This is a genomic window from Methanobrevibacter sp., assembly GCF_017427765.1.
GTDB lineage: Archaea > Methanobacteriota > Methanobacteria > Methanobacteriales > Methanobacteriaceae > Methanocatella.
The window spans coordinates 5001-27809 of sequence record NZ_JAFRSC010000009.1; the positions used below are offsets into that span (position 1 = coordinate 5001).

Below are 22809 nucleotides of genomic sequence, written 5' to 3' on the forward strand. Positions count from 1 at the left end.
ATTCCTTGCCTATGAACGTGGTGAAAATTTGGCAAAGGACATTGGTGTTGAAGTTGTTTTGAGATGTTCTGCACAAAGGCAAATTTCCAAGGCATTTAAAATTTTAGGGCTTCATGAAGGTAAAATGAATTTATGTGCAGTATTGATAAATTGTGATGATTATACTGATGAGTTATCTTCTATTTTTACTTTTGATGAAAGTGTTTTAATGCCTGATGAAGATAAACTTAAAAAAATCTACAAAATTGATGATTTGGAAATAAAGGATATGTCAATTGAAGAAATTTTAATTGATAGGATAACAAGACTCACAGTAGATTATTGATTTTTAAGTTTTCAATTATTTTATTTAAATGTTCTTTTTTAAGGCAGTTATAATCGAGATTTTTTATTTCTAAACATATTGCTTTTTGTTTAACACGATTATAGTTTGGACAGGTTGTTATGAAACCGCTTTTATCTGTCGTTAATGTTTTCTTCAGATTCCATGAAATTTCTTTAGCATTATCATTGGGAATAATAATATTGACGCCTCTTTTTTTGCTATGTAATGTGTTCGGAATGTATTTTTTTAAATGCTCTGTTGCATTTAATGTAACTTCCAGATTTTTTTCCACATTATCAAGTTCCAGACATATACCACTTGATATAATATTGCTGGTTTTACTCAATTTTTGAGGCAGTGATGTGGATTTAAAAATTTCATCATTATTAGTTGAGATAAATCCTCCGCTTCCTACATTAATTATTTTTGGAGAACCTGTTGAAGCAAGGATAATATCTGAATATCTGCCGTTTCCCAGGACATGTTTTTTATCTCCAATTCCTGCTGAAGCATCTTCAATTGTGGTGATATTATTGTTCTTACAATATTTTGAAATGCTTTTTGTATCTTGTTCGGCACAATATCCTGCAAAACTTGTAAAAATTAATGCAGAGTTTTCATTTATTTCAAGTTCATCCAAATAATTTGGATTAATGAGTCCATCATCGGTTTTAACTGTAATTAAATTCTTATTTAAAAATTTTGCAATTTGTTTAAATCCGTGCCAGCCTCCCTGATCAGGCACGATAACGTCTCCTTCAACACTTGAAAGTGCAATAAATATGCTGTTGTTTCCGCTGGAGGTTACTTTTGCAAATTCATGTGAAGTTAAATCTTTAATTTTCTCTTCGCATTTTTCTTCAAAATTGTCTTCAATGTTTCCAAGAGCAACTTCAGACATTATTTTTCTTGTTTGTTGTGAAGGAGTTTTGAATTTAAACATATTATCCTCTTTTAAAGTACATATCCAATGTGGTTTGCTTTGTATGGAGCATTTCATTTAATAATGTGCCCTGTTTAACATATCTGTTAATTGGTATTCTCAATTTTTCTCCGGAATATTTTAAACAATCTTCTAATGTTTCAAATTCCAAATACGGCCTCATCATGGCTTCTTTAATATTTTCCCTTACATTAAAAACGCCCAATGGAACATAACCATCATATGCTTCTCTCAGTATTATCAAACCTGATTGTTTTTTAATTTTTAATAAGTAGTCAAGAACTACCATTTTGGCTGTATAGTAACATCCTCCAACTCGGGAATATTCTTTTTTACCCCCGTTGGTTTCATAATCTGAAAATATTAATTCTTCATTTTTCATTAATTTTATAAATGCTTCATACCATTCATATTGCCATTCGGTAGGTGTTAGTATGATAATATAATAATTGTTAAGCGCTCCGAATTCAAATAATCTATAAGTGTCCAGTCTTTCAAATTTGCGAACTTCTTTTAAAAATTCATCCGCCAGAGTAGTATCGCATGCGGTAATCGACCATCGTGTAGGAACTAACTTTCGTTTATTTTTGGTTCCGATAGCCCCGACAGAAAATGCTTTTTGCATTGCTGAGAAAGGTACTTCTTTATTGTGGAGATTTAAAACTGCTTCAGCTGCTTTTAAATCAGTATCATAAAATGTTTTTTCAAGTTGTCTGTCCCATCTGACAGCATCAATATCGAATTTTTCAATAACTGCACTTGGCCCATGGGGCATGCTGTCTTCTGTAAGCATGGATCCGGTTGGCCTTTTTCCGAAGGTAGCCTCACTGTCAATTGATTTGGATGCAAGTGAAATGTCCTGTAGTTTTTCAACAAAAGGATTTTCCAAATCATCAATTTTAATTAATTGTTTTCCTCTAACGAGACTCATTCGATAGTTTATAATTTCGTCCTGAGTTTTATTTTCACTAATCCAAGACTCCGGTGAATCCATAATGTATGTATCTCCCATTTGAGAGCTCATCATTGGGCCTGCATAAACTTTAGGATATGACCATCTTCCAATAAAAACTGATGGGGGTGTTGTTCCTTCTAAATTTTTCCCAACTTTAACAGATTTCATTTGAATTTGTTCTGTTAATTTTGCAAGATAAGCGTTTTTAGTGGTTTTCATAATTTTAAAAAAAGTAAAAATAAATACTATTGATTAAAATAGTATTTAACAGAATTCGATGGTTGCTGGTGGTTTGTCACTTACAGAAAGTGCCACGTGAGTGACTTCTGAAATTTCAGAGGTAATTCTTTTGGAAATTGTTTGAATTAACTCCCAAGGAAGTTCCGCTACAGATGCGGTCATTGCATCAATTGAGTTAACAATTCTAACTACCACTAAGTATCCAAAGTCTCTTTGGTCACCTTTAACACCAGTAACTTTAGTATCGGTTAACACTGCGAAGTATTGCCATACTTCTTCATTAAGTCCTCTAGCTTCAACTTCATCACAAACGATTTTGTTTGCTTTTCTACAGATTTCAACGTTTTCTCTGGTAAGTGCTCCAACAACACGTACTCCAAGACCAGGCCCTGGGAAAGGTTGTCTGTATACAGTTGTTTTTGGAAGATCTAATTCATCACCAATTTCTCTTACTTCATCTTTGTATAAGTCACGAATCGGTTCGCAGAGTTCTAATTCCATTCCGCTTGGAAGTGCTAGGTTATGGTGGGATTTGATTTCGCCTTTGGTTTCAATCCAATCAGGTGCGATAGTTCCTTGTACTAAGAATTTAGCTCCTGATTTAATTGCTTCTCTTTCAAATACTTCGATAAATACTCTTCCAATTATTTTTCTTTTTTCTTCCGGATCTTCAACGCCTGCAAGCGCATCCATGAATTCGTCGGAAGCATCTACAAATTTGAAATTTAATCTGTCTTTGAATGTATTGGTTACCTGTTCAACTTCACCTTCTCTTAATAGACCATGGTCTACAAAAACTGCAGTTAAATTATCTCCAATTGCTTCTTGAACTAGTACTGAACATACAGAACTGTCTACTCCTCCAGATAATGCAATTATAGCTTTTTCATCACCTATTTGGTCTTTAATTTTTTGAATTGCATCATCAATAAATTCTTTTGGACTTAACATTTTATTCCTCATCTTCTTCTTCGTAATCTTCAATTATTTGTTTAATCATAGCTTCAAGGCCATTGTCATTACCGGACTCAATAGCTTCATAAATATCATCATATTTGACGAATTTTTCAAGTTTTACAGATTTAGCTCCAATTCCTGAAATTCTAAATCCGTATTCTTCATCACCAATTTGTATATTGACATATTTTCTTTTTAAACCTGCTTTATTGTCTTGTGCTTTTGTTGCTAAATCTTCTGCATTATCAATCATTCTTACACCTATTTTTGGCAAATTTTATAAAAGTTTTCAAAAATTATTGATCCTTTTGGAGTATGATGTACTTCCGGATGGAATTGGATTCCATAAACATCTTTATCTTTATGTTTAAAGGATTCAATGTCACATAAATTAGAACTAGCTAAGATTTCAAAATCTTCAGGGATTTTTGTTACTTCATCTTTGTGGGAAGACCAAACATCCATTTCAGGTGCTAATCCTTCAAATAAATTTTCATCAGTGTTAATATTAATTTTCACTTGAGCATAACTTTCAGTATCAGAAGTTTTAACTTCTCCACCATATGCTTTTGCAATTAACTGGTGTCCAAGACATATTCCTAAAATCGGCAAATCAAAGTGTTTTATATATTCTTCACTCATACCCGCACCTTCAAGTGAAGGACCTCCTCCTAAAATTAATCCTATAGGATTTTCAGCTTCAATTTCTTTGATTGTCAAATCATTTGAAACCAATTTGGAAGGTATTTTAAGATATTGCAAACTTCTCTGAATTCTATGATTGTATTGTCCTTTGTTATTGATAACTAATATTGTCATTTTATGCTCCATGAAAATATAATAATATTATTTTTGGTTTTTTTATTTATTATAGTTATCTTATATGTTATGAAAAATAGTAGTAATTTCCATGCATTCCCTTAAATTTATATATGACATTGTATAAATGTGAAGTACATGGAATTACAAGATTTAATATTTATTATAATTGCAATATTAGTTGCAGTAGTATTGTTAAAAGTATTCATGTGGTTATTGCCAGTGATTGTAGTATTGTTAATTGCATTCTTTATTTATATCTACTTAAAAGAAAGATATTATTAACTTTTTTGTTTAATATCTGTGTATGCTGAAGTTGCAGCCACTGCACCTTCACCGCATGCTACAACCCACTGTTTTAGACCAACACATACATCACCGATTGCATAAACATAGTCAATGTTAGTTTTTTGCTCCTTATCAGTTATGATATGGCCTGTTTTATCAAGATCAACTCCCAATTGAGTTGCCAATTCAGTATGAGGGATGTATCCGACACTTATGAAAACACCATTTGTTGGAATTTCTTTTAGTTCTCCTGTTTTTGTATCTTTTAAAACAACTGCTTCAACCAGCATTTCACCTTTTATCTCTTCAACGGTTGCATTAAGGATGGTTTTAATGCCTTCCTGTTTAATCATGTCCTGTAAATGTTGCTGGGCTCTGAATTCATCTCTTCTGTGAATTATTGTCACGTTTGCTCCGAGATTTTTAAGATAAATTGCTTCCTGAAGTGCACTGTTTCCTCCGCCCACCATGACAATATCACGTCCTGCAAAGAAAAATCCGTCACATGTCGCACAGTAGCTTACTCCTTTTCCTTTAAATTCTTCTTCACCTTTTGCTTCAAGGTGTCTGTGTGAGCTTCCTGTTGCTAAAATGACTGTTTTTGTTAAATATTCATCTTTATTGGTTTTGACTGTAAATCTGTATTCATTATCATTTTGTGTGATTGCCTCTACATTTTCCATTTCATGCAATTCGCAGTTTTTGATTGCCTGCGCTTTAATTTTTTCAATTAGTTCCATACCTGAAATGCTTTCAAAACCGGGATAGTTTTCCATTTGTGGAACTTCACGGCCGATTCCACCGGCCAAATCCCTATCGATTATTAAGTTTTTAGTTCCCTGACGGCCAGCATAAATTCCGGCTGTAAGACCTCCCGGACCTGCACCTATTATGATAATGTCATATTTGTTCATTTTAAATCCTCATTAACTTTCACTTAAAGTAATTTAGTAAGTTTATATTAATTAATTTTTTTGAGAAGAGGGTGTGGTTTGATATTTTTTTGAAGGTGTGTTTTAAAAAAAGTGTAGTTGGTGTTTTGATTAAACACCAATATTTTTAGCATATGAATTTAAACGTCGTAACCATATTCTTTGAAAACTCCAAGGATTCTGAATTTATTTACTTCTTTTCCAAATTCAGTACCTTTATGTTGCTCTGCAACTTGTTCTAATTCCTCTTTATTCAATGTTTTTAATAATGTTACACGAATTGCAAGATTTTCATTCTCATCGTTGATATGGTCCATGATAATGCCCTTGTCTTTGTAACAGATTATTGCCATCAGACGAATTTTCATATTAGGGTCATCAATATATTCTTTGATAATGGCAGGATTTTCAATTTTTGAAAGCGCTATTGCTTGAAGTCCATCATCAGAGTCATTTTTGACAAAATCTAATAAAAATGTTTCGTCAGTAATTTTTTTAATAGCTTCGCCACGAGTTTCACGATCAGAGTCATTTTTAGCAACATCCATTAATGCACTATTATTGTCTGGAAGTCTTTCTATCGCTGCACGACGAACATCAATATCTGGATCATTTTTTGCCAGATTTTCTAAAACGCTCATGTCTTTAATTTTTGGTATTGCTTTTTTTCTAACATTCGGGTCTCTGTGTTCCCATTTAGGTGTTCTGTTAAATAATCCCATAATATCACCAAACTTTAGTTAAATTTAATTTTATTATTGGTTAATATATATTTGTTTTTATAGTTTAAATGGGATATTCGGAATTGAAAAAAAATAGTAGTGTATTTGCTATAATGAGCTAATTTTAAAAAAAAGAATTTTTGGAAAACTCAATTGAGTTTCCCTATATTAATTTTTGAATTTCTTCACGTACAATTTTATTAACTACGCCACCGTCTGCTTTTCCTTTAAGTTGTTTCATACACATTCCCATTAAAGGACCCATTGCACCCATTTGGCGTTCTTTGACCATTGCTTCATTATCTGCAACAATGTCTGCAATGATTTTGGCAACATCATCTTCACTGAGCATAGTCAAATTGTTTTTCTCAGCAATTTCGCCAATATCCATTTCTGGAGTTTTAATTGTTTCAACTGCCAATTTACGAACACTGTCTTTTGCAATTTTGCCGTCAGCTAAAAGTGTAAATATGCCTTTGAAGTGGTCTAAAGTCAATATGTCAATGTCAAAGCCTTCTCTTCTGATTTCTCTAAGGTCATATGCAAGAAGTGAAGCGACAGGTGTTGCATCGACATTAACATCTTTTAAAATGTTTTCAAAAGTGTCTGCAACTTGCCTTTTAACAAGCTGTGATGCCAAATCTTTGCTTAATTTATACTCTTCAATAATTCTTGCCTGTTTGACATCAGGAAGTTCCGGCAAATTATTTGCAATTGGTTCGATTCTGTCTTGTGTAATTTTAAATAATGGAATATCGGTTTCCAGATACATCCTATTTGCGGTTGGAAGCGGTCTCATGTATTCGGTGTTTCCGTCATCAAGTGCCTTTCTGGTCTCTTCTACAACACCTTCAAGACCTAAATTGGCTCTTCTTTTTACTTCTTCAAGTGCGGAAATGGCCACATCTTCATCATGAGCAACAATAATGAATGCATCATCTTCTCCAATTTCTAAGAATTCAGATACTGCATCAACTTCATCTTGTGTAATTCCATAAGCAGGTAATTCATCGGAGTGGAAAATACCTGAAACTCCACGTTTTTTAGCATAACTTGCAATTTCAGTTCCAAATCTTCTTCCTGGCTGTACTTCACGACCAATTAAACCGGAATAACCTTTTAAAACTACAGCTTTAATTGTTTCAGCTGATTTTAAAATTTTAGATTCAGTGTCTTTGAATAATTCATCTAAATCATGAATTTCTTCTAAAACTTCAGCATTTCTTGCTTGAAGTTCTTTTTTAATGTCAATCAATTCTAACTGTCTTGTAACTTCACGGTTTACAATTTCTGCCATTAAATCCAAATCCTGAACACCTTTGATTTCTACACGTGCACCTTCGGCAATTGAAATGTTTAAATCTTGCCTTATTGTTCCAAGACCTCTTTTGACATTTGTACTTCTTAGGATTTGACCTAACATATATGCAACTTCTCTTACCTGATCAGGATGGTGCATTGAAGGGTCTGTTGTAATTTCAGCTAAAGGAATACCTAATCTGTCTAATCTGAATTCGGTAAATCCGTCTTTAGTTTCAACTCTTCTTGCAGCGTCTTCCTCTAGGCCAAGACTTTCAATAACAACTTTTCCGTATGGGGTATCCAGATATCCGTCGGTTGCAACCATTCCGGTTCTTTGAAATCCTCCGGTGTTACTTCCATCAATAACCTGTTTTCTCATAGTGTGGAATTCATCCACAATGTGCATGTTCATTAAACAGGCAATTGTAATACAAATGTCAAGAGCTTCTTCATTCAGGCTGTGAGGCGGTTCGTCATCGTTTTCAACAAGACATGTATGTTTTTCAAAATTTTCATATTTGAAATTAAGGCCTCTTAAGGATTCTTGCAATGCAGCTCTGTCGATTTCTCCAAGCTCTGATTGTGTTGGTCTTAATTTTCTTTGAATCAATTCATTAAAATCATCATCAACAAGTTCTGTTTTACATGGGCAGAATAATTTATGTTGACTGTTTAACTGTTGGTGAATTTCAAGTCCCATTTTTAATCCTAATTTTTCATAATCCATTTTAACAGCTCCCTAGTTTAAGAAATCCTTAATTGATGATTTTTCCTTAAATTCACCAGCAATATTTTCATGCATAATTTCTTTTACTCTATTGTAATCGTCACTTTGACCTAATGCCCAACATAATTTAACATATGTGGTTTCAGGGGTCATGTCAAGTCCTGAAATTACTCCTGCATCTAATATTTCACGGCCAGTTGAGTAAACATTCATGTTCACTCTTCCGTAAAGACATTGTGATGTCATGATTACTGGAATATTTTCATCTTGAGCTCTTTTAAATGAGTCGATTAAGTTATTTGGAACATGTCCAAGTCCTGTTCCTTCAATGACAAGGCCTTTGTAACCTTTATCAATATGATACTCAATGAATTCTTCAGAAATTCCTGGAAAACTTTTAATGAATCCGACTTTTTCTTCAATTGCAGTATTGAGTTCCAATTCATTAGCTCCTCTTTTGGTGTATGAATAGTCTGGGTTAATGTCAACTTTTTTATTTTGAATTTTAGCTATTGGCTGAGCATTGATGCTTCTGAAAGTATCTCTGCGGCTGGTATGCATTTTTCTCACTTTGGTTCCCTGATGTAGGTAAGTGTATTCATCGTTTAGGCTTCCATGCATACAGACACAGACTTCAGCAATGTCTCCTTTAGCAGCAATTACAGAATCGATTAAATTGATGTTGGCATCACTGGAAGGTCTGTCGGAACTTCTTTGAGCACCTGTAATAATAATTGGAACTGGTGTTTTTATCATAAAGCTCAATGCCGCTGATGTATAATGCATTGTATCTGTACCATGAGCTATAACAACGCCGTCTGCTCCATTGGAGATATCATTTGCTATTTCTTCAGCAGCTTTAACCCAGTATTCGGGCTTCATGTTTTCACTTAAAATATTGTATAATGCTTTAACATTGTAGTTAGCATAATCCAATAATTCCGGGTTTGCTTTAACTAAATCGGATGCTGTAAATTTAGGGTGTACCGCTCCGGTTCTGTAATCAATAACGGATGATACTGTACCTCCGGTTGAAACAATTGATATGTTCTGTTTAGACGGATCGTTAGGAATTTCAGTTTCATCATAACCGATTTTTGGTTTGTCTCCTTTTTCAATTAACTCAGCAGTTGTATCCTCGATAGCTACACCAATGTTGTAACCGCTTGATAATTTTATAACAAGATATCCGTCATCAGCATCTTCAGGCCTATCAAGTAAAATACCGGTATAAGAGATGTCTTCTTTATTGACTTTGACTGTATCTCCTATACTTAAATTATTATCTTCGATATATTTTCTAGAAATTTCTTTATAAGTCATTAAATCACGCTTATGAGTTGTTTTTTAACCATTCAGCTCCAGCTTCCAACACTTCAATATTTACATCAATAACTTTAGGCTTTGATGCAAACATTTCGCGAATAGCATTTTCGTAAGAGTCACGTTTTAAAACATCAGTTAATTCTGTTAATGCACCTAAAAGTGCAGTGTTTGCAGTTCTTGCATTTCCATGTTCTTCTGCAATGTCAACGCAAGGCATAGGAATAACTTTAATGTCTCTATCAGTTGTAAATTCTCCAATATGTGAGTCATAAAGGATAGTTCCGCCAACTTTAACGTCTTGTGAAAATTGTTCTAAAGATGGTTTGTTTAAAGCAATGAGAATGTCAATATCATCAACCACAGGAGTTCCAATTGTTTCATTGGATATTACAACTGAACAATTGGATTTTCCACCTCTCTGTTCCGGTCCGTAACTTGGATACCAGGACACGTGTTTTCCTTCAGCACATGCTGCCTGAGCTATTGTTAATCCTGCACTTAAAACTCCCTGACCGCCAAAACCTGAAACTTTAATGCTTAATGGTTTGATGTCATCATCAACATAACCTGAATCATCAGATCTGTTAACATTGAATATTTTATCTAATGATTCTGTTGAAAAATCACTAGCAGGTCTTTGAACTGGTTCTTTTGTGTATAAATTATTTCTGAAGTTTTTAACTGGGAATTCCTTTTCCATTTGTTCTTCAATGAACTTTTGAGCACTTGCAACATCCTGTTTTAAGTTGGTTGGACAAGGTGATAAAACTTCAACAAATGAATATCCTTTTCCTTCTTTTTGAACAGTTAATGCCTGTTTTATTGCATATTTTGCAAGTCTGATTTTCAAAGGATTGGCAAGGGATACTCTTTCGATATACACTGGTGCTTTTAATGTGTTTATTAATTCACACATGTGGGTAGGATGTCCTGCATAATCCGGATCTCTTCCGGTTTGGCATGTAACAGTTTTTTCTCCAATTAATGTTGTCGGAGCCATCTGGCCACCGGTCATTCCGTAAACGGTGTTGTTTACGAAGAATACCGCAATTTTTTCTCCACGGTTTGCAGCTTGTAAAGTTTCATTCAATCCGATTGAAGCTAAATCTCCGTCTCCTTGATAACTCATGACAATTGCATTATCTTCAGCTCTTGAAATACCGGTAGCTACTGCTGGTGCTCTTCCATGTGCAGTTTGGAAATTTCCACAGTTAAAGTAGAAATATGCATATACTGAACATCCCACAGGAGAAATCATCACGCATCTTTCCTGTATTCCAAGTTCATCCATACATTCTGCAATCAGTTTATGTAATATTCCATGTCCACAACCAGCACAGTAATGTGTTGATTTAATATTAGTTCCTTTTCTAGGATATTCTTCTAAAAGGGATTGTGGATTTCTACGTACTTGTAATTCATAATCTTTATTATTTTCTTCACTCATTTTTCCACATCCTTAATCAATAATATTCGGACTAGCTTTTTCCTCACTTCTTTTTGAAGTATCTATGGTTTCATCTTCATATCCTGCAATTTCATAGATTTTTGCAAGTACATGTTTCAGTTCAATCAGGTTACCTCCCATTCTGTTAACGAGGTAAGTATCTTCTTTTCTTAAAGCCGCAAATTGAACATCAGCTAATAACTGACCGTTACTCATCTCAACAGAAATAAAACTTACTCCTTTATCGGATAGTTCTTTTATTCTATCTATTGGAAATGGAGATAGTGTGATTGGTCTTAAAAGTCCAACTTTTATGCCTTTTTCACGACTTTTATCAACAGCAGATCTTGCAATACGGCTGCTGATTCCATATGAAATCAAGACGATTTCAGCATCATCTATCATATATTCGTCAACAATAACTTCTTCAGCATCAATTTTAGCATATTTTTCCTGAAGTTTGTAGTTGAAATCTTCTAATTCATTAAAATCATTGTAAATTGAAGTAATGAGATTTTCCATTGTTTCTTTATTTCCTTTTACAGCCCAAGGTTTATCATTTTTAGGTTCAATAGCTTTTTCTGGGAATACTAAAGGTTCGGCCATCTGACCTAAAGTACCATCAGCAAGTACAACTACTGGATTTCTCCATTTGTCTGCAAGTTCAAATGCTTTCATGGTCAAATCACACATTTCCTGAACGCTGTTTGGTGCTAGAACTATATTTTTATAGTTTCCATGGCCTCCACCTTTAACAACCTGATTATAATCTCCTTGTTCAGGTCCGATATTTCCAAGTCCAGGTCCTGCTCTCATAATATCTACAATAACTGCAGGTAATTCTGCACCTGCAAGAAAAGTGAATCCTTCCTGCATTAAACTAATGCCCGGTCCTGATGATGAGGTCATAACCCTGTGACCGGTACCTGATGCACCATAAACCATATTGATTGATGCTTCTTCACTTTCAGCTTGTACAAAGTTTCTTCCAACCATTGGGAAATACTTTGATGCTTCATGTAAAATTTCACTTGCCGGAGTAATTGGGTATCCAAAGAAACAATCGCATCCTGCATACATTGCACCAATAATAACTGCGGTATTTCCTTTTACCATTTGATTACTCATTTAGTTTCCCCCTTTATTAGCTACTTTAGCTTTAATCATCTTTGCAACATCATCATTTGCTATATTTTTAATTTGATGCACTTCTAGTGCTAAAGGTTCTGGGCATGTAAAGTAACAGTCTTTACAGCCGGTACAACCTCTGCCACTATAAACTGCAAATTGATATCCTGCATTGTTCATGTCCTGTGAAAGCACTATTGCATTTTGAGGACATCCGACAATACATCTCATACAGCCTTTGCAAAGTTCCTCATTAATAACTGGATAAGATATCTCTTCTATCATTTTATCATCTAATTAACTTTTTTTTGATCTTTTTCTCTTATTTCAACTCTCCTTGTTTTTCCGCTAATGGTTTCCGGAAGTTCATCCACATATTCAACCATTCTAGGGTATTTATAAGGAGCTGTAACATTTTTAACATGATTTTGAATGTCTTTTGTTAATGAATCTGATGGTTCAACGCCAGGTTGTAAAACAATACTTGCTTTTACAATTTGGCCTCTTACTTCATCAGGATAAGCAGTAATTGCGCAGTGACGGACGGACTGGTGTGAAAGTACTGCACTTTCCACTTCATAAGGTCCGATACGATAACCTGAAGATTTGATAATGTCATCATTTCTTCCAACGAAGTGAACATATCCGTCTTCATCAACCCATGCGGTATCTCCGCAGTGGTAGTATCCATCATGCCATTGTGCTTTCTGCTTTTCAGGATCTTTATAATATTCTTTGAAAAGTCCTGGAGGCACGCCTTCACTTACATCAAAACAAAGTTCTCCTTCATCACCAAATTCAACAGGATTGTCCTGTTCATCCAATAATTTTAGTTTGTAGAGTGGGGAAGGCTTACCGATTGAGCCTACTTTTGCATCTAGCCAAATGAATGTTCCAATGGATAATGTTGTTTCGGTTTGTCCGAATCCTTCTTTAATTCTCAAGCCGGATAAGTCATAAAATCTTTCAGATACTTCTGGAGGAAGTGGTTCACCTGCTGTTGCAACATATTTTAAATTTGAAAAGTCATATCCGTCAATCTGTTCTTTTATTAAGAATCTATAAACAGTCGGAGGCGCACAGAAAGTATCTACTTTATGGTCTATAATCTTTTCAAGTAATTTAATTCCATTAAACCTTACATAGTCATAAATGAATATTGCAGTTCCGGCAATCCACTGGCCGTAAATATTTCCCCATACAGCTTTTCCCCATCCGGTATCTGATGCTGTGTGGTGGACTCCATCTTCTACAACATTTTGCCAGTATTTTGCGGTTGGGATGTGGCCTAATGCGTAAGTGTGTTTGTGAGCAACCATTTTTGGAAGTCCGCTGGTTCCGGATGTAAAGTAAATTAGGAATATTTCATCAGCTATTGGATTTTCATCTCCTGCAGGTCTTTCATATACTGGGCTTTCTTCTTTAATGGCTTTGTTAAAGTTAATCCAACCGTCCCTATCGGTTTCAATTACCATCTTTTTCAAATCAATACCTAAATTCTTTTCAGCCTCTTCATAATCTGGAAGTAATGAGTCCTCTTCAACAGTGATTATTGCTTTTACTTCAGCATTTTTTAATCTAAAATCAATATCATGAAGCTTTAACATATGGGTTGCTGGAATAGCTACTGCTCCAAGTTTATGTAACGCAACCATACAGAACCACCATTCGTATCTGTTTTTTAAAGTAAGCATTACTTTATCGCCTTTTTTAATTCCTAAACGTTTTAACAGATTGACAGTTCTGTTGGAATATTCTTTCATATCTTTAAATGTGAAAGTGTGTTCTTCATCATCGTCGTTTGTCCAAATTAGAGCTACTTTATTTGGATCAATTTCAGCATATTTGTCCACTACGTCAAATCCAAAGTTAAAATCATCTTCAAATTTCAATTTGAAATTATTGAAAAAGTCTTCATAAGAGTTATAATCCACTCTCTCTACAAAATCTCCTATAAGTGATGTCATGTAATTATCTCCTGTAAGTATTATATGATTACTGCTAAAAATTTAGCGGGCTTATCGTTAAGCGCTACCATTGCATGTCTATGTGTTGAATCGAAAAATATACAATCTCCTTCGTTTAATATGATTTCATTATTGTGTATGTAAATTTTTAATGAACCTTCTAAAACGTAATTAAATTCCTGACCTGGATGTGAATTAAGTGAAGGTATCGGGTTTTTTTCCGGGTCCACAACAACTAGGAAAGTTTCAGCTTTTTTATTGATGAATTTAGAGCATAGGTTTTCATGGGTGTATTCTTTTCTTCTATCTACTGAAACTCCTTTATTTGCACGGGTTACATCAAAAATGCTCATTCTACTTTCTTCACCAGTTAGTAATAATCCTAAATCAACTTTAAAAATGTGTGCAAGTTCATATAAAAAACTAGCAGGGATGTCTACTTCAGCATTTTCATATTGGATATAAGTTTCTTCTTTAATATTTAAAATTTCAGCAATTTCTTTAATAGTAATGTCTGAAAGTTCTCGCAATTCTCTAATTCTATTTCCAATATCTTTGTTGTATTCGTTCATAAATAAACACCTATTTTTCTAATTGATTTCAGTATGCATAATATAATATTATAACATAATATAATTATTAAATTTAAAATTATATAAACCTTATTAAAAATCATGATAATTCGTTATAAATTTACTAAACTATTTTTTTTTAATTCATTGGAAAGTTTTAAATATCACAAACAATAATTCTAATTTATAATTAGAGGGAGATTATATCATGACATCTAATGAGATTGGTACCAACATTATTTTCAAAAAGCAATTGGGTTTGAATTATGAAATAGACCAGAAGTATGTTGGTTTAAAAATGAAGGAAAATAATATTTTATCTTTTAATTTCAGAGTTCCTGGTGCTTTAATTGATGAAGTCGAAGGGTATTTTAAAAGATTTAAATTAGGTGAACCGATATTGGTAGATATTGGTGGAACTGGCGATATCCGTTGTGATTTTAAAGGTGTTTCTCCAGTTTTAAAAAATAAAAATGAACTGGATCAGTATTTTATCTCAGCAACTTTACAGGAAGATAAACAATACGATCCTATTGAAGAAGAGAAATGTGAAACTTGTAGTGGATGCGGATTCCACTAAACTTTTTTTAATTTTCAACTGTAATTTCTTTTTAAGGCACTGGTTTCCTGAACAATGTATTTAATCAATAAAACCGTAGCTATTAAAACAATTATTGTTGTAGGAATTAACCATGGCAGTTGGCCGACAATATAATCAATTTGAATTAATTCAAGTATTGTGGCAACAACATTATTTATAAAATGCACACTCATTGGTATAAGAATATTATCTGTTTTTGCATACAAAATACACATGCATATTCCAAATAGAAATGCGCTTGTTATTCCTCCAAAATCATGCCCTATTCCAAATAGAAACGATGAAATAAGCATTGCAGGGACAAATCCTATTCTTATTTTTAACCTATTGAACAGAACGCCTCTAAATATCAATTCTTCAAGAACCGGTGCATAAAATATTGTTCCAATTGCGCTTAAAAGAAATGCTCCTGCCGAAATATCAACAGAATCAATATCAAAACCGGTAACCCATCCTGGGTCATAATATCCGATTAATAAGTCAAGTCCAGAAACCATGCAGGTAAATATGAATGCAAATATGATATTTATTGCAAACACATAGAGAATTTCATTTCGTGTATCCGTTACAAATAGATTTTCAAAATTTTTTGAAAGGCCTTTGGTATCTCGAAGTGCCCAAATAAAGAAGATTAATATTAAAGATAGAAAAATAATGAAAAATAAATCGTTATCTTCTTCAATTATTGGGAAAATAGCCATCAATATAACGATAAGTATCACGCTGATTATAATGCCTACAACCAATTCTCTAAGTTTTATAGTTCTAAGGCGAATATTAAAATCTCTAACGCTTTTATCCATATTTTCCTCTCTATAAAATAGTCTTAAACCAGTTTATAGTTTCTTGAAGTTGGCTTTCAAAATCAGTTGAATCCACTTTAAAATTAATTTTTTCCATTTTTGTAACGTCTGCAAGTGAGTGTTTAATATCTCCTTGTCTTGTTGGTAAATATTTGGGTTCAACATCACTTCCAAGAGTTTTTTTAACGATATCATATAACTGATTTATGCTAATTTTTTCACCTGAAGCAACATTGATTATTCCGTTATAATCGGACTTTGCAGCATTGATGTTTGCTTTAACAACATCGTCTATGAAAACAAAATCTCTGGTCTGTTCTCCGTCACCATAAATTTCAGGTTGTTTGCCTTCTAAAAGACTGCTGATAAAATTAGGTATTACGGCTGCATATTGTGAATTTTTATCCTGTCCGGGACCAAAAACATTAAAGTATCTTAAGGATGTGTAATTCAGCCCGTAACTGTCTTCAAATGATTTTAAGTAAAATTCACAGCTTGCTTTTGATGCAGCATATGGTGACATTGGCATAGGCTGTTCGGATTCTTTCAGTGGCATATTTTTATTCTGACCGTAAACTGATGACGAAGATGAAAAAATAATTTTTTTCACATTATTGTTGACGGCGGACTTTAAGAGTTTAACAGTTGCATTGAGATTAATATCAGTGCATTCAACAGGTTTATCTATACTTAAAGGCACGCTTGCCATTGCTGCAAGGTGGAAAATATAATCAATATTGTGAGTTATTTTATCCAAATCCACATCACGAATGTCCTCTTTAATGATTTCTAAATTTTCATGTGTGGGGTTCTTTAAGTTATTAATATTGCCGCTGGATAGGTTATCTAAAATAACGACTTTATTGTCTTTTAATAACTCATTTGCAATATGTGAACCGATAAATCCTGCACCACCGGTTATTAAAATATTTTTATTCTTCATAAGCCATCAAAAATTAATTTAATTTATGTTAAACTATTATTAATTATTTTTAAGTAACAACATTTATATATTTTTATATAATATAATTATTACTTAAGAGGAGTCTAATAATATGTTTGATTTGGTGTATAATACCATGTTTTTTGCTTCTTATGGTAGTGTTTATGGGCTTAGCAATATAACTATAAGTCTGATTGATGTTTTGTTAGCTTATATTGTAGCCATTATTGCTTCAATCGTAGTGGCTTTAGTTTTAAAAATCCCATTATTACCTGGCAAACCATATAGGTATTCTTTTGATGTTAGTGCTATATATCCGACTCCGATAATAGCTGTAGGGATTCTTTCCATATTTTTAGTTTTAAATTATACTTTCATGTATAATGGTCTCGTTTTGGCTGTTGTTATTGGTGTTTTATCTGCATTGTTTGTGAAATATTTATTTGATTTTGTATTTCCAAAGCCTCTAGACAACGATGAGGGGGAGGATATTTAATGAATGAAGTAATTGGAATTATAATTGCTGCAATTCTCTGTTGGTTGAATTTTGTAATTGTTGATACATATTTCGGACTTCCAGAGCAACCTGGTGTTAAAGGGGCCAGGATAATTGGAGAAAATGTCGAAAAAAGAGGGGGAGATATTGCTGGCGGATTCTTCCAAGGAAACATTGTTTGTTCTCCTGACGCATCTGCTGGTACATTAATGGCTTCTATTGGATATTTGCTTTTAGGAATTCCTGGAGGAATAATAGCAGCATTTTTAGTATTTATTGGAAATAGGTTATGTGCTGATCCGGGTTATGCAGGGACTGTTGGATGTTTAACAGCCACTGTAATTATATTTATTTGTTCTTTTGTAGGTTTTACTCCTGAAATGTTCATTGTTGGTATGGTTATTGCAATCCTGACTGTTCAGGGTCTTGACCATAAAAGGGCTTCAATTCTTTTAGGCAAAATAGCAGATAAATTCAATAGGCATGCTTGAGAGTGGTAATATGTATGTTGAAATAATTGGAGTTATAGTCATATTTGTTGCATTAAGGGCTTTAATAACTAGAAATAAGGCTGAAAGATTATTGTACATTAACGTTATAGGATTTGGAGTTTCAGCCCTAATAGCTTTAGTAATTAACACTCCTTTTGCACTTATAGTTGCCGCAGCATTCTTTATTTGCTCTACAATTAGTGCAAATGCAATTGCATATACATTAAATAGGCTAGATGACGAAATACTGTTGGAGTGAGGCATAATGGAGTTTGTATCTTTAATTGCAATAGCTTTGATGGTAATCGGAGCATTTGGTATTATATTTCTTAAAAAACCATTGGATAAAGTCATAATGTTTACAATACTTGATGCAGGATTCGTTTTAGCTGTTGTTTTATTTAAATATTTGGATGTTGCAATGTTTGCAGCTTTAGTTGATCCGTTATCTACTTTAGTATTCATTTTGGCTATTGTAAAAATCAATGAGATTAGAAAAAAGAAGCTAGAAAGTGGTGATATTAATGATTAGCGTGTCTTTATTCTTTTATTTTGGAATATTTCTAGCTATTGTGGGTAGTATTGCTACTGCATGGGGTCCGGGAGTAAATGACCCTATTGTCAGAACATTCAATACTGAAGTGGCATCCATTGGTGTTTGTTTAGTTTTATTATGTTATAATCATGTTTTAGCTTTATTGACATTGCTTGCAACTACTGTTGTAATTACTTTAATCTTATTTAGAGCTATTATTCGTTTAGAAGAAATGGGGGCAGACGTATGAGGATTGGAGTATTATGGAATAAACTGGCTGACCCTAAAAATATTCCTCGTTTATTTGCATTTAGTTTAGGCGTTATTTTAATCATAGGTTTGATTGTACCTATGGCATTAAATCCAGAGCAGTTATATGTTAGACCAGCGCCTCAAGAGCAAATTGATGAAGGATTAGCTATTGCTCCTTACGATAGGGGTGGTGAAGTTTTAACAGAGCCTGGAAATATTAATCCACAATATCCTGATAACGCTGCCAGTCTGGGAATGATTACTGGATACATGTCTCCGATAGCGCAGTGGGTATCTTCAATTTCACCTTACTTTGGAACATCAATTTATTCATCCCCTGGAGGTCTTATAGACGAAATATTGTATTATACTAGAGGTTTCGATACTATTTTGGAATCCAGTATTTTAATGATGGCATTTATCATTGCTTCATGGTTATCTATAAATTATACTATGAATCGTAAAAACGATGAAAAAGAAATAAAAGAAGATGTAAAAAAAGCTATTTCAGATTCAACAAAAGTAGCCAGAGAAGTTAAAGTGAATGATGAAAAAGCAAGGATAAAACAATTAAGGAGGGATAATTGATGGTATTAATGCCTCCGTTTGTTCCTAGTGCATTCATATCCATGTATATGCCAGCTATTTATGCAGGATTAATTGTTGGTTTTATAGCAACAATGGCAATAGCACTGAAAAGGGAAGAAATTCACATTCTTATATTAACAGATTTAGTTGGCCTTGCGATGATATTTGTTGTTTCCGCTGTTGGAACAGACTTGGCTGAAGCATTAATTTTGCCGGGTCTGGTAGTGGAACTTGCAGAAACTTTGGCAATTTCCGAAATTCTTATTACACGAGAAATGCGTAAAATAGAACAGAATCCAAGAAGAAATCTTCCTAAATCTTCTTCACTGTTCCCACAACCTTTCGCATTAAACATGGAAATTTTAAACACTGCTCCAAATTTCATTGCATTAGTGCTGATCGGATATGGAATTTTCTTAACCGGATTTACAGGTGGTGCAGTAGCAGGTGGCGGAATAGTATTATATGCACTATCTAAAAAGGCAAGAGGTCTTCCTGTATTGATGTTGGATGGTATAGCTGGAGTTTCAGGTATTTCATGGTGTTTATGGATTATAGGTTTCTTAATGTTTTTTGTAGCACCTCAATATTGGTTGTTAGGTTTATTCTTGGCAGCTTGCGGATTACTGCTGAAAGTAGCTTCAAAAGTGGGCTTAATTGGTCTGCTTATGAGAGAGGACATTGACAAGGAGTAGGTGATGAGTATGGATTTTGGTACACTTGGAGGAAATTTACTTGGAACAATTCCACTTGGAGATATTGTATTATACTTAACACCATTTAATCTGTTCCTTTTTGCGGTGTTACTTGGTTTTACATTGCTGATTGCTTTAAGTAAAACAGAAACACAAGTAGAAGCTACCTTGCATACTTTGGATAATACTGAAGTTAAAGTGGGTAAAAAAGAATTTAAACAGAGAAGATTTTTATCAATTATCTGTGGTATTGCATCTGCAGGAGCCATGATTACTGGAGATTTGTTTAACTTTACATTGTTCATGGCTTTGGTAGGTATTTTAAATATTGGTATTGTATCTGCAGTAAAACAGACTAGCGTTTTGAATTCAGCATTCAATTATGGTCTGATAGCTATGATGTGCAGTCTGCCGTTGTTTGGTGGTGCTGCGATAATCCTTGCAGCTACCGGAACATTAAGCCTGGCAGTATTGTCTCAAATGCCTGCCAGTCCGATGGTTGTCTTTGGTGCGGTATTGATGTTAATAGGAATTTTAGGTGAAAGCGGAGTAGCACCATTTTTTGCAAGTAAGGCAGAAATGTTTAGGACAGCTGGTTCTCCATTTATTGTAATAATTCACTTAAGTTCATTATTTATTATTGTAAGAGCTGTTGAAATTTTATTATTGGTATTGTGGTAAGTGGTGATTATGGATAGTCAAAAAAGTTTATATATTGTATTATTGGCATTATCAACAATAGCTATTCTCGCATGTTTGGTTATAAACTTTGAAGCATGGATCGTTTACGCAGTGGCTATATTTGGTATTCCATTATGGGTATTATCTTTAGGTTTATTGACAATGGCTAAACCAGCCCCTGAAGATGCAGAAGAAAGGGTGAAAGAACCATTTACTGGGTATTAGAGTGGTATTATGAATTTGATGGCAGAAATTTTAATCAATGTTATTATTGCATTTCTAGCAGGAAGTTTGCTTCTAGGTTTGCACAGAAAAGTCATGGCACGTGTTCAGAAACGTCCAGGACCACCTATTGTCCAGAATCTTATACACTCTTTGAAGTTTTTCTTTAAAGAAACTGCAATTCCAAAAACAGTTTCAAAAGTATTTTATATTGGAATTACATTCATATTAGCTTTAATTTGGATTGTAGGGGTAATTGCAGGGCCTGTGGCTCATGATTCCTTATTGATATTGTTTGGTGTTTATGCAGTTTACAAAATTGTAGAGCACAACTCAGGATCCAGTTCCGGTTCACCATATGGTAAATTGAGTTGTGTCAGGGCTGTTTTATCAGCAGCAACTGAACTTCCTTTATTTGCAGCAATCATATTTGTCTATTTGGTAACTGGTACAATGAATATAGGTGAAATCATTACTTATCAGTCAGTTCATGGTCCTTTAGTATTTACAATTCCTCTTGCGGCATTAATGTTCTTTATGTTGATTATTACCAAATCCCCATATTCTCCGTTTGCAATAACTAAAGATAAAGTTCTAATTTCAGGATTTGAAACTGAACATTTCGGACTGTTAAGGGGATTCATGCACTTTTCAGAAGCGATTGCATGGTATGTGATGCTATGGGTATTTTTAACAATATTCTTCGGTCCTTTAAATGCTGTAGGATATTTAATTGGAATGCTTGCAATAACATTTATCACAGGATTTATTAATGCGGCAACTCCAATATTCAGTCCGAATCATTCCGTCATGACTCAAATAACAATAGGAGCCATATGCTTCTTTGGAACTGTAGTGATGATATTTACCGGGGTGGTTGCATGAACAGCGAAGATGTAATTGTTTATCTTACTGCACTAGTTGCTATTGGAATAATTGTCGTTGGCATTCTGACAACTGTTTTACACTCAACTGTCATTGCTCCGATAGTAGTTATTGGAATTATTTTAGCAGCATTTGTATTGCTGGCTAAAGGCAATTTTGCACATAAGATTGAAAGTATTGAGAAGATATGTTTTATAGTAACATTCATAGCAATAATTTGTTCATTTATATTGCTTTATAAACCGATGTAGGAGATATTATGTTAAATTATATGATTTATATACTCGCATTTGCTATTGGATCTATTGTTGGTCTTGTATACAGTTACAAACAACATGGAGAACCATTCGTAGCAGTTACTAAATTCAATGTAGTTGCAGCTTTAATTGCAATTGTCGGATGGGTTTTAGCATTCAATTCAGGTAATGTTGTTATATCTGCCATAGGTTTTGTCTTAGGTGGTTTTGTAATGGGTGAACGACCTGGATATGGTAGAAAGGAAACTGCATTAGGTTTAATCATTGCAATAGCTTTATATTTATTGTTGAAATTTTACAGTATGATGTGATTTGAATGGATAGTGATGAAAGATTAAAATTGATTCAAAAAAGAATAATAAAAAGTTATGCTTGGCAAAGAGACATTATTGTTCCACTTTCCAAGGAATTTGATTGTACTGTTGATGAATTGGAAGATGTTTTCTTTGATTTATTGGATACAAGTTCTCTTGAAAATCTCCATGGCACCTTTGAATCAGCCGAAGATATCTGTCTTTATCAAAAATTAAATGCTGATTTAAGACTGTGCTGGTTTAATGGAACTTTGGAACTGATATCTGCTGATGAAGCTAGGGAACTGAAAATGAACGTAATTGAAGAGATTAAAAATGGTAAATCTTATGATGATGCACTAAAAGAGGGTCAATTAAAATTATTTGAGTTATTAAAAGAAAAAACTAAAAATTAAT

Annotated in this window: 32 protein-coding genes (1 of these 32 cut by a window edge); 16 read left to right on the forward strand and 16 right to left on the reverse strand. The window is 33.6% G+C overall.

Annotation, left to right across the window (positions count from 1 at the left end; translation table 11 throughout):
* Nucleotides 1-325 carry the 3' portion of a KEOPS complex subunit Cgi121 gene (gene cgi121 / locus IJL02_RS01920; protein WP_292808451.1) on the forward strand. Its footprint begins 167 nt before the window's first position, so only the last 325 of its 492 coding nucleotides appear in the window; the start codon falls outside the window, past its left edge; it ends in the stop codon at nucleotides 323-325.
* Here cgi121 and IJL02_RS01925 read toward each other — a convergent pair.
* From IJL02_RS01925 to IJL02_RS01945, 5 genes are read right to left on the reverse strand one after another with little or no spacing between them, the layout of a single operon-like run.
* A complete protein-coding gene (locus tag IJL02_RS01925; protein ID WP_292808453.1) occupies nucleotides 309-1268 on the reverse strand; it encodes a DegT/DnrJ/EryC1/StrS family aminotransferase in 960 nt (319 codons plus the stop codon). The two genes, cgi121 and IJL02_RS01925, sit on opposite strands and share 17 nt — an antisense overlap.
* A gap of 1 nt (nucleotide 1269) precedes the next feature.
* The gene (locus IJL02_RS01930; protein ID WP_292808456.1) at nucleotides 1270-2442 is read right to left on the reverse strand and encodes a hypothetical protein; all 1173 of its coding nucleotides are present in this window, start codon (nucleotides 2440-2442) and stop codon (nucleotides 1270-1272) included.
* A 45-nt stretch (nucleotides 2443-2487) separates the two neighbouring features.
* Nucleotides 2488-3414, reverse strand: a complete 927-nt coding sequence (gene guaA, locus IJL02_RS01935) for a glutamine-hydrolyzing GMP synthase (RefSeq protein WP_292808458.1) — start codon at nucleotides 3412-3414, stop codon at nucleotides 2488-2490.
* Nucleotide 3415: 1 nt separating this feature from the next.
* Nucleotides 3416-3673: a hypothetical protein gene (locus IJL02_RS01940; RefSeq protein WP_292808460.1), complete on the reverse strand. Its 258-nt coding sequence runs from the start codon at nucleotides 3671-3673 to the stop codon at nucleotides 3416-3418.
* 8 nt (nucleotides 3674-3681) lie between these two features.
* Nucleotides 3682-4239, reverse strand: coding sequence for a GMP synthase subunit A (locus IJL02_RS01945; protein WP_292808462.1), 558 nt, complete (start codon nucleotides 4237-4239; stop codon nucleotides 3682-3684).
* Nucleotides 4240-4377: 138 nt separating this feature from the next.
* Here IJL02_RS01945 and IJL02_RS01950 point away from each other — a divergent pair, with 138 nt between their 5' ends.
* The gene (locus IJL02_RS01950; RefSeq protein WP_292808464.1) at nucleotides 4378-4524 is read left to right on the forward strand and encodes a hypothetical protein; all 147 of its coding nucleotides are present in this window, start codon (nucleotides 4378-4380) and stop codon (nucleotides 4522-4524) included.
* Here the strand turns inward: IJL02_RS01950 and IJL02_RS01955 are convergent.
* The 9 genes from IJL02_RS01955 to IJL02_RS01995 all read right to left on the reverse strand — a co-directional run bounded on the left by IJL02_RS01955 (nucleotide 4521) and on the right by IJL02_RS01995 (nucleotide 14650).
* Nucleotides 4521-5441 (reverse strand): NAD(P)/FAD-dependent oxidoreductase, encoded by a 921-nt coding sequence (locus IJL02_RS01955; RefSeq protein WP_292808466.1) that lies wholly within the window; start codon nucleotides 5439-5441, stop codon nucleotides 4521-4523. The two genes, IJL02_RS01950 and IJL02_RS01955, sit on opposite strands and share 4 nt — an antisense overlap.
* A gap of 158 nt (nucleotides 5442-5599) precedes the next feature.
* Nucleotides 5600-6181: a HEAT repeat domain-containing protein gene (locus tag IJL02_RS01960; RefSeq protein ID WP_292808468.1), complete on the reverse strand. Its 582-nt coding sequence runs from the start codon at nucleotides 6179-6181 to the stop codon at nucleotides 5600-5602.
* A gap of 163 nt (nucleotides 6182-6344) precedes the next feature.
* Nucleotides 6345-8210, reverse strand: coding sequence for a Glu-tRNA(Gln) amidotransferase subunit GatE (gene gatE, locus IJL02_RS01965; protein ID WP_292808470.1), 1866 nt, complete (start codon nucleotides 8208-8210; stop codon nucleotides 6345-6347).
* A 12-nt stretch (nucleotides 8211-8222) separates the two neighbouring features.
* Complete coding sequence (gene gatD / locus IJL02_RS01970) at nucleotides 8223-9533, reverse strand: Glu-tRNA(Gln) amidotransferase subunit GatD (protein ID WP_292808472.1); 1311 nt, start codon at nucleotides 9531-9533, stop codon at nucleotides 8223-8225.
* A gap of 10 nt (nucleotides 9534-9543) precedes the next feature.
* On the reverse strand, nucleotides 9544-10983 hold the full coding sequence (locus IJL02_RS01975; protein WP_292808474.1) for a 2-oxoacid:acceptor oxidoreductase family protein: 1440 nt from the start codon (nucleotides 10981-10983) through the stop codon (nucleotides 9544-9546).
* Between the two features lie 12 nt (nucleotides 10984-10995).
* Nucleotides 10996-12111 carry a 3-methyl-2-oxobutanoate dehydrogenase subunit VorB gene (locus tag IJL02_RS01980; RefSeq protein WP_292808477.1) on the reverse strand — a complete coding sequence of 372 codons (1116 nt, stop codon included), beginning with the start codon at nucleotides 12109-12111 and terminating at the stop codon, nucleotides 10996-10998.
* Nucleotides 12112-12396, reverse strand: a complete 285-nt coding sequence (locus IJL02_RS01985; protein WP_292808479.1) for a 4Fe-4S dicluster domain-containing protein — start codon at nucleotides 12394-12396, stop codon at nucleotides 12112-12114.
* Nucleotides 12397-12404: 8 nt separating this feature from the next.
* Nucleotides 12405-14078: an AMP-binding protein gene (locus tag IJL02_RS01990; protein WP_292808481.1), complete on the reverse strand. Its 1674-nt coding sequence runs from the start codon at nucleotides 14076-14078 to the stop codon at nucleotides 12405-12407.
* A gap of 20 nt (nucleotides 14079-14098) precedes the next feature.
* Nucleotides 14099-14650, reverse strand: a complete 552-nt coding sequence (locus IJL02_RS01995) for a helix-turn-helix domain-containing protein (protein ID WP_292808483.1) — start codon at nucleotides 14648-14650, stop codon at nucleotides 14099-14101.
* 208 nt (nucleotides 14651-14858) lie between these two features.
* Between IJL02_RS01995 and IJL02_RS02000 the strand changes: the two genes are divergently transcribed.
* Nucleotides 14859-15230: a hypothetical protein gene (locus tag IJL02_RS02000; protein ID WP_292808485.1), complete on the forward strand. Its 372-nt coding sequence runs from the start codon at nucleotides 14859-14861 to the stop codon at nucleotides 15228-15230.
* A 14-nt stretch (nucleotides 15231-15244) separates the two neighbouring features.
* On the opposite strand, the gene IJL02_RS02005 is transcribed toward IJL02_RS02000, so the two are convergent.
* Both IJL02_RS02005 and IJL02_RS02010 read right to left on the reverse strand, forming a co-directional pair.
* On the reverse strand, nucleotides 15245-16054 hold the full coding sequence (locus IJL02_RS02005; RefSeq protein ID WP_292808487.1) for a CPBP family intramembrane glutamic endopeptidase: 810 nt from the start codon (nucleotides 16052-16054) through the stop codon (nucleotides 15245-15247).
* Between the two features lie 10 nt (nucleotides 16055-16064).
* Nucleotides 16065-16997, reverse strand: coding sequence for an NAD-dependent epimerase/dehydratase family protein (locus IJL02_RS02010; RefSeq protein ID WP_292808489.1), 933 nt, complete (start codon nucleotides 16995-16997; stop codon nucleotides 16065-16067).
* Between the two features lie 112 nt (nucleotides 16998-17109).
* Here IJL02_RS02010 and IJL02_RS02015 point away from each other — a divergent pair, with 112 nt between their 5' ends.
* Genes IJL02_RS02015 through IJL02_RS02075 form a run of 13 tightly spaced genes read left to right on the forward strand, consistent with a single transcriptional unit; the run spans nucleotide 17110 to nucleotide 22808 of the window.
* Nucleotides 17110-17493 carry an energy-converting hydrogenase A subunit A EhaA gene (locus IJL02_RS02015; protein ID WP_292808491.1) on the forward strand — a complete coding sequence of 128 codons (384 nt, stop codon included), beginning with the start codon at nucleotides 17110-17112 and terminating at the stop codon, nucleotides 17491-17493.
* Nucleotides 17493-17984: a hypothetical protein gene (locus IJL02_RS02020; protein WP_292808493.1), complete on the forward strand. Its 492-nt coding sequence runs from the start codon at nucleotides 17493-17495 to the stop codon at nucleotides 17982-17984. The genes IJL02_RS02015 and IJL02_RS02020 overlap by 1 nt, the downstream gene beginning before the upstream one ends.
* 10 nt (nucleotides 17985-17994) lie before the next feature.
* On the forward strand, nucleotides 17995-18243 hold the full coding sequence (locus IJL02_RS02025) for a DUF2109 domain-containing protein (RefSeq protein WP_292808495.1): 249 nt from the start codon (nucleotides 17995-17997) through the stop codon (nucleotides 18241-18243).
* 6 nt (nucleotides 18244-18249) lie between these two features.
* Nucleotides 18250-18516 carry an EhaD family protein gene (locus tag IJL02_RS02030; protein ID WP_292808497.1) on the forward strand — a complete coding sequence of 89 codons (267 nt, stop codon included), beginning with the start codon at nucleotides 18250-18252 and terminating at the stop codon, nucleotides 18514-18516.
* Complete coding sequence (locus tag IJL02_RS02035) at nucleotides 18509-18769, forward strand: DUF2107 family protein (RefSeq protein ID WP_292808499.1); 261 nt, start codon at nucleotides 18509-18511, stop codon at nucleotides 18767-18769. The genes IJL02_RS02030 and IJL02_RS02035 overlap by 8 nt, the downstream gene beginning before the upstream one ends.
* Nucleotides 18766-19359 (forward strand): EhaF family protein, encoded by a 594-nt coding sequence (locus IJL02_RS02040; protein WP_292808501.1) that lies wholly within the window; start codon nucleotides 18766-18768, stop codon nucleotides 19357-19359. The genes IJL02_RS02035 and IJL02_RS02040 overlap by 4 nt, the downstream gene beginning before the upstream one ends.
* The gene (locus tag IJL02_RS02045) at nucleotides 19359-20054 is read left to right on the forward strand and encodes an EhaG family protein (RefSeq protein WP_292808503.1); all 696 of its coding nucleotides are present in this window, start codon (nucleotides 19359-19361) and stop codon (nucleotides 20052-20054) included. Before IJL02_RS02040 ends, IJL02_RS02045 begins: the two co-directional genes overlap by 1 nt.
* A 9-nt stretch (nucleotides 20055-20063) precedes the next feature.
* Nucleotides 20064-20735 carry a hypothetical protein gene (locus IJL02_RS02050; protein WP_292808505.1) on the forward strand — a complete coding sequence of 224 codons (672 nt, stop codon included), beginning with the start codon at nucleotides 20064-20066 and terminating at the stop codon, nucleotides 20733-20735.
* A gap of 9 nt (nucleotides 20736-20744) precedes the next feature.
* On the forward strand, nucleotides 20745-20960 hold the full coding sequence (locus IJL02_RS02055; protein WP_292808507.1) for a DUF788 domain-containing protein: 216 nt from the start codon (nucleotides 20745-20747) through the stop codon (nucleotides 20958-20960).
* A 9-nt stretch (nucleotides 20961-20969) separates the two neighbouring features.
* Nucleotides 20970-21842 (forward strand): respiratory chain complex I subunit 1 family protein, encoded by an 873-nt coding sequence (locus IJL02_RS02060; RefSeq protein WP_292808509.1) that lies wholly within the window; start codon nucleotides 20970-20972, stop codon nucleotides 21840-21842.
* A complete protein-coding gene (locus tag IJL02_RS02065; RefSeq protein WP_292808511.1) occupies nucleotides 21839-22093 on the forward strand; it encodes a hypothetical protein in 255 nt (84 codons plus the stop codon). The genes IJL02_RS02060 and IJL02_RS02065 overlap by 4 nt, the downstream gene beginning before the upstream one ends.
* 8 nt (nucleotides 22094-22101) lie before the next feature.
* The gene (locus IJL02_RS02070) at nucleotides 22102-22410 is read left to right on the forward strand and encodes an energy-converting hydrogenase subunit EhaL family protein (RefSeq protein WP_292808513.1); all 309 of its coding nucleotides are present in this window, start codon (nucleotides 22102-22104) and stop codon (nucleotides 22408-22410) included.
* A 5-nt stretch (nucleotides 22411-22415) separates the two neighbouring features.
* On the forward strand, nucleotides 22416-22808 hold the full coding sequence (locus IJL02_RS02075; RefSeq protein WP_292808516.1) for a DUF1959 family protein: 393 nt from the start codon (nucleotides 22416-22418) through the stop codon (nucleotides 22806-22808).
* The last annotated feature ends 1 nt before the right edge of the window (nucleotide 22809 follow it).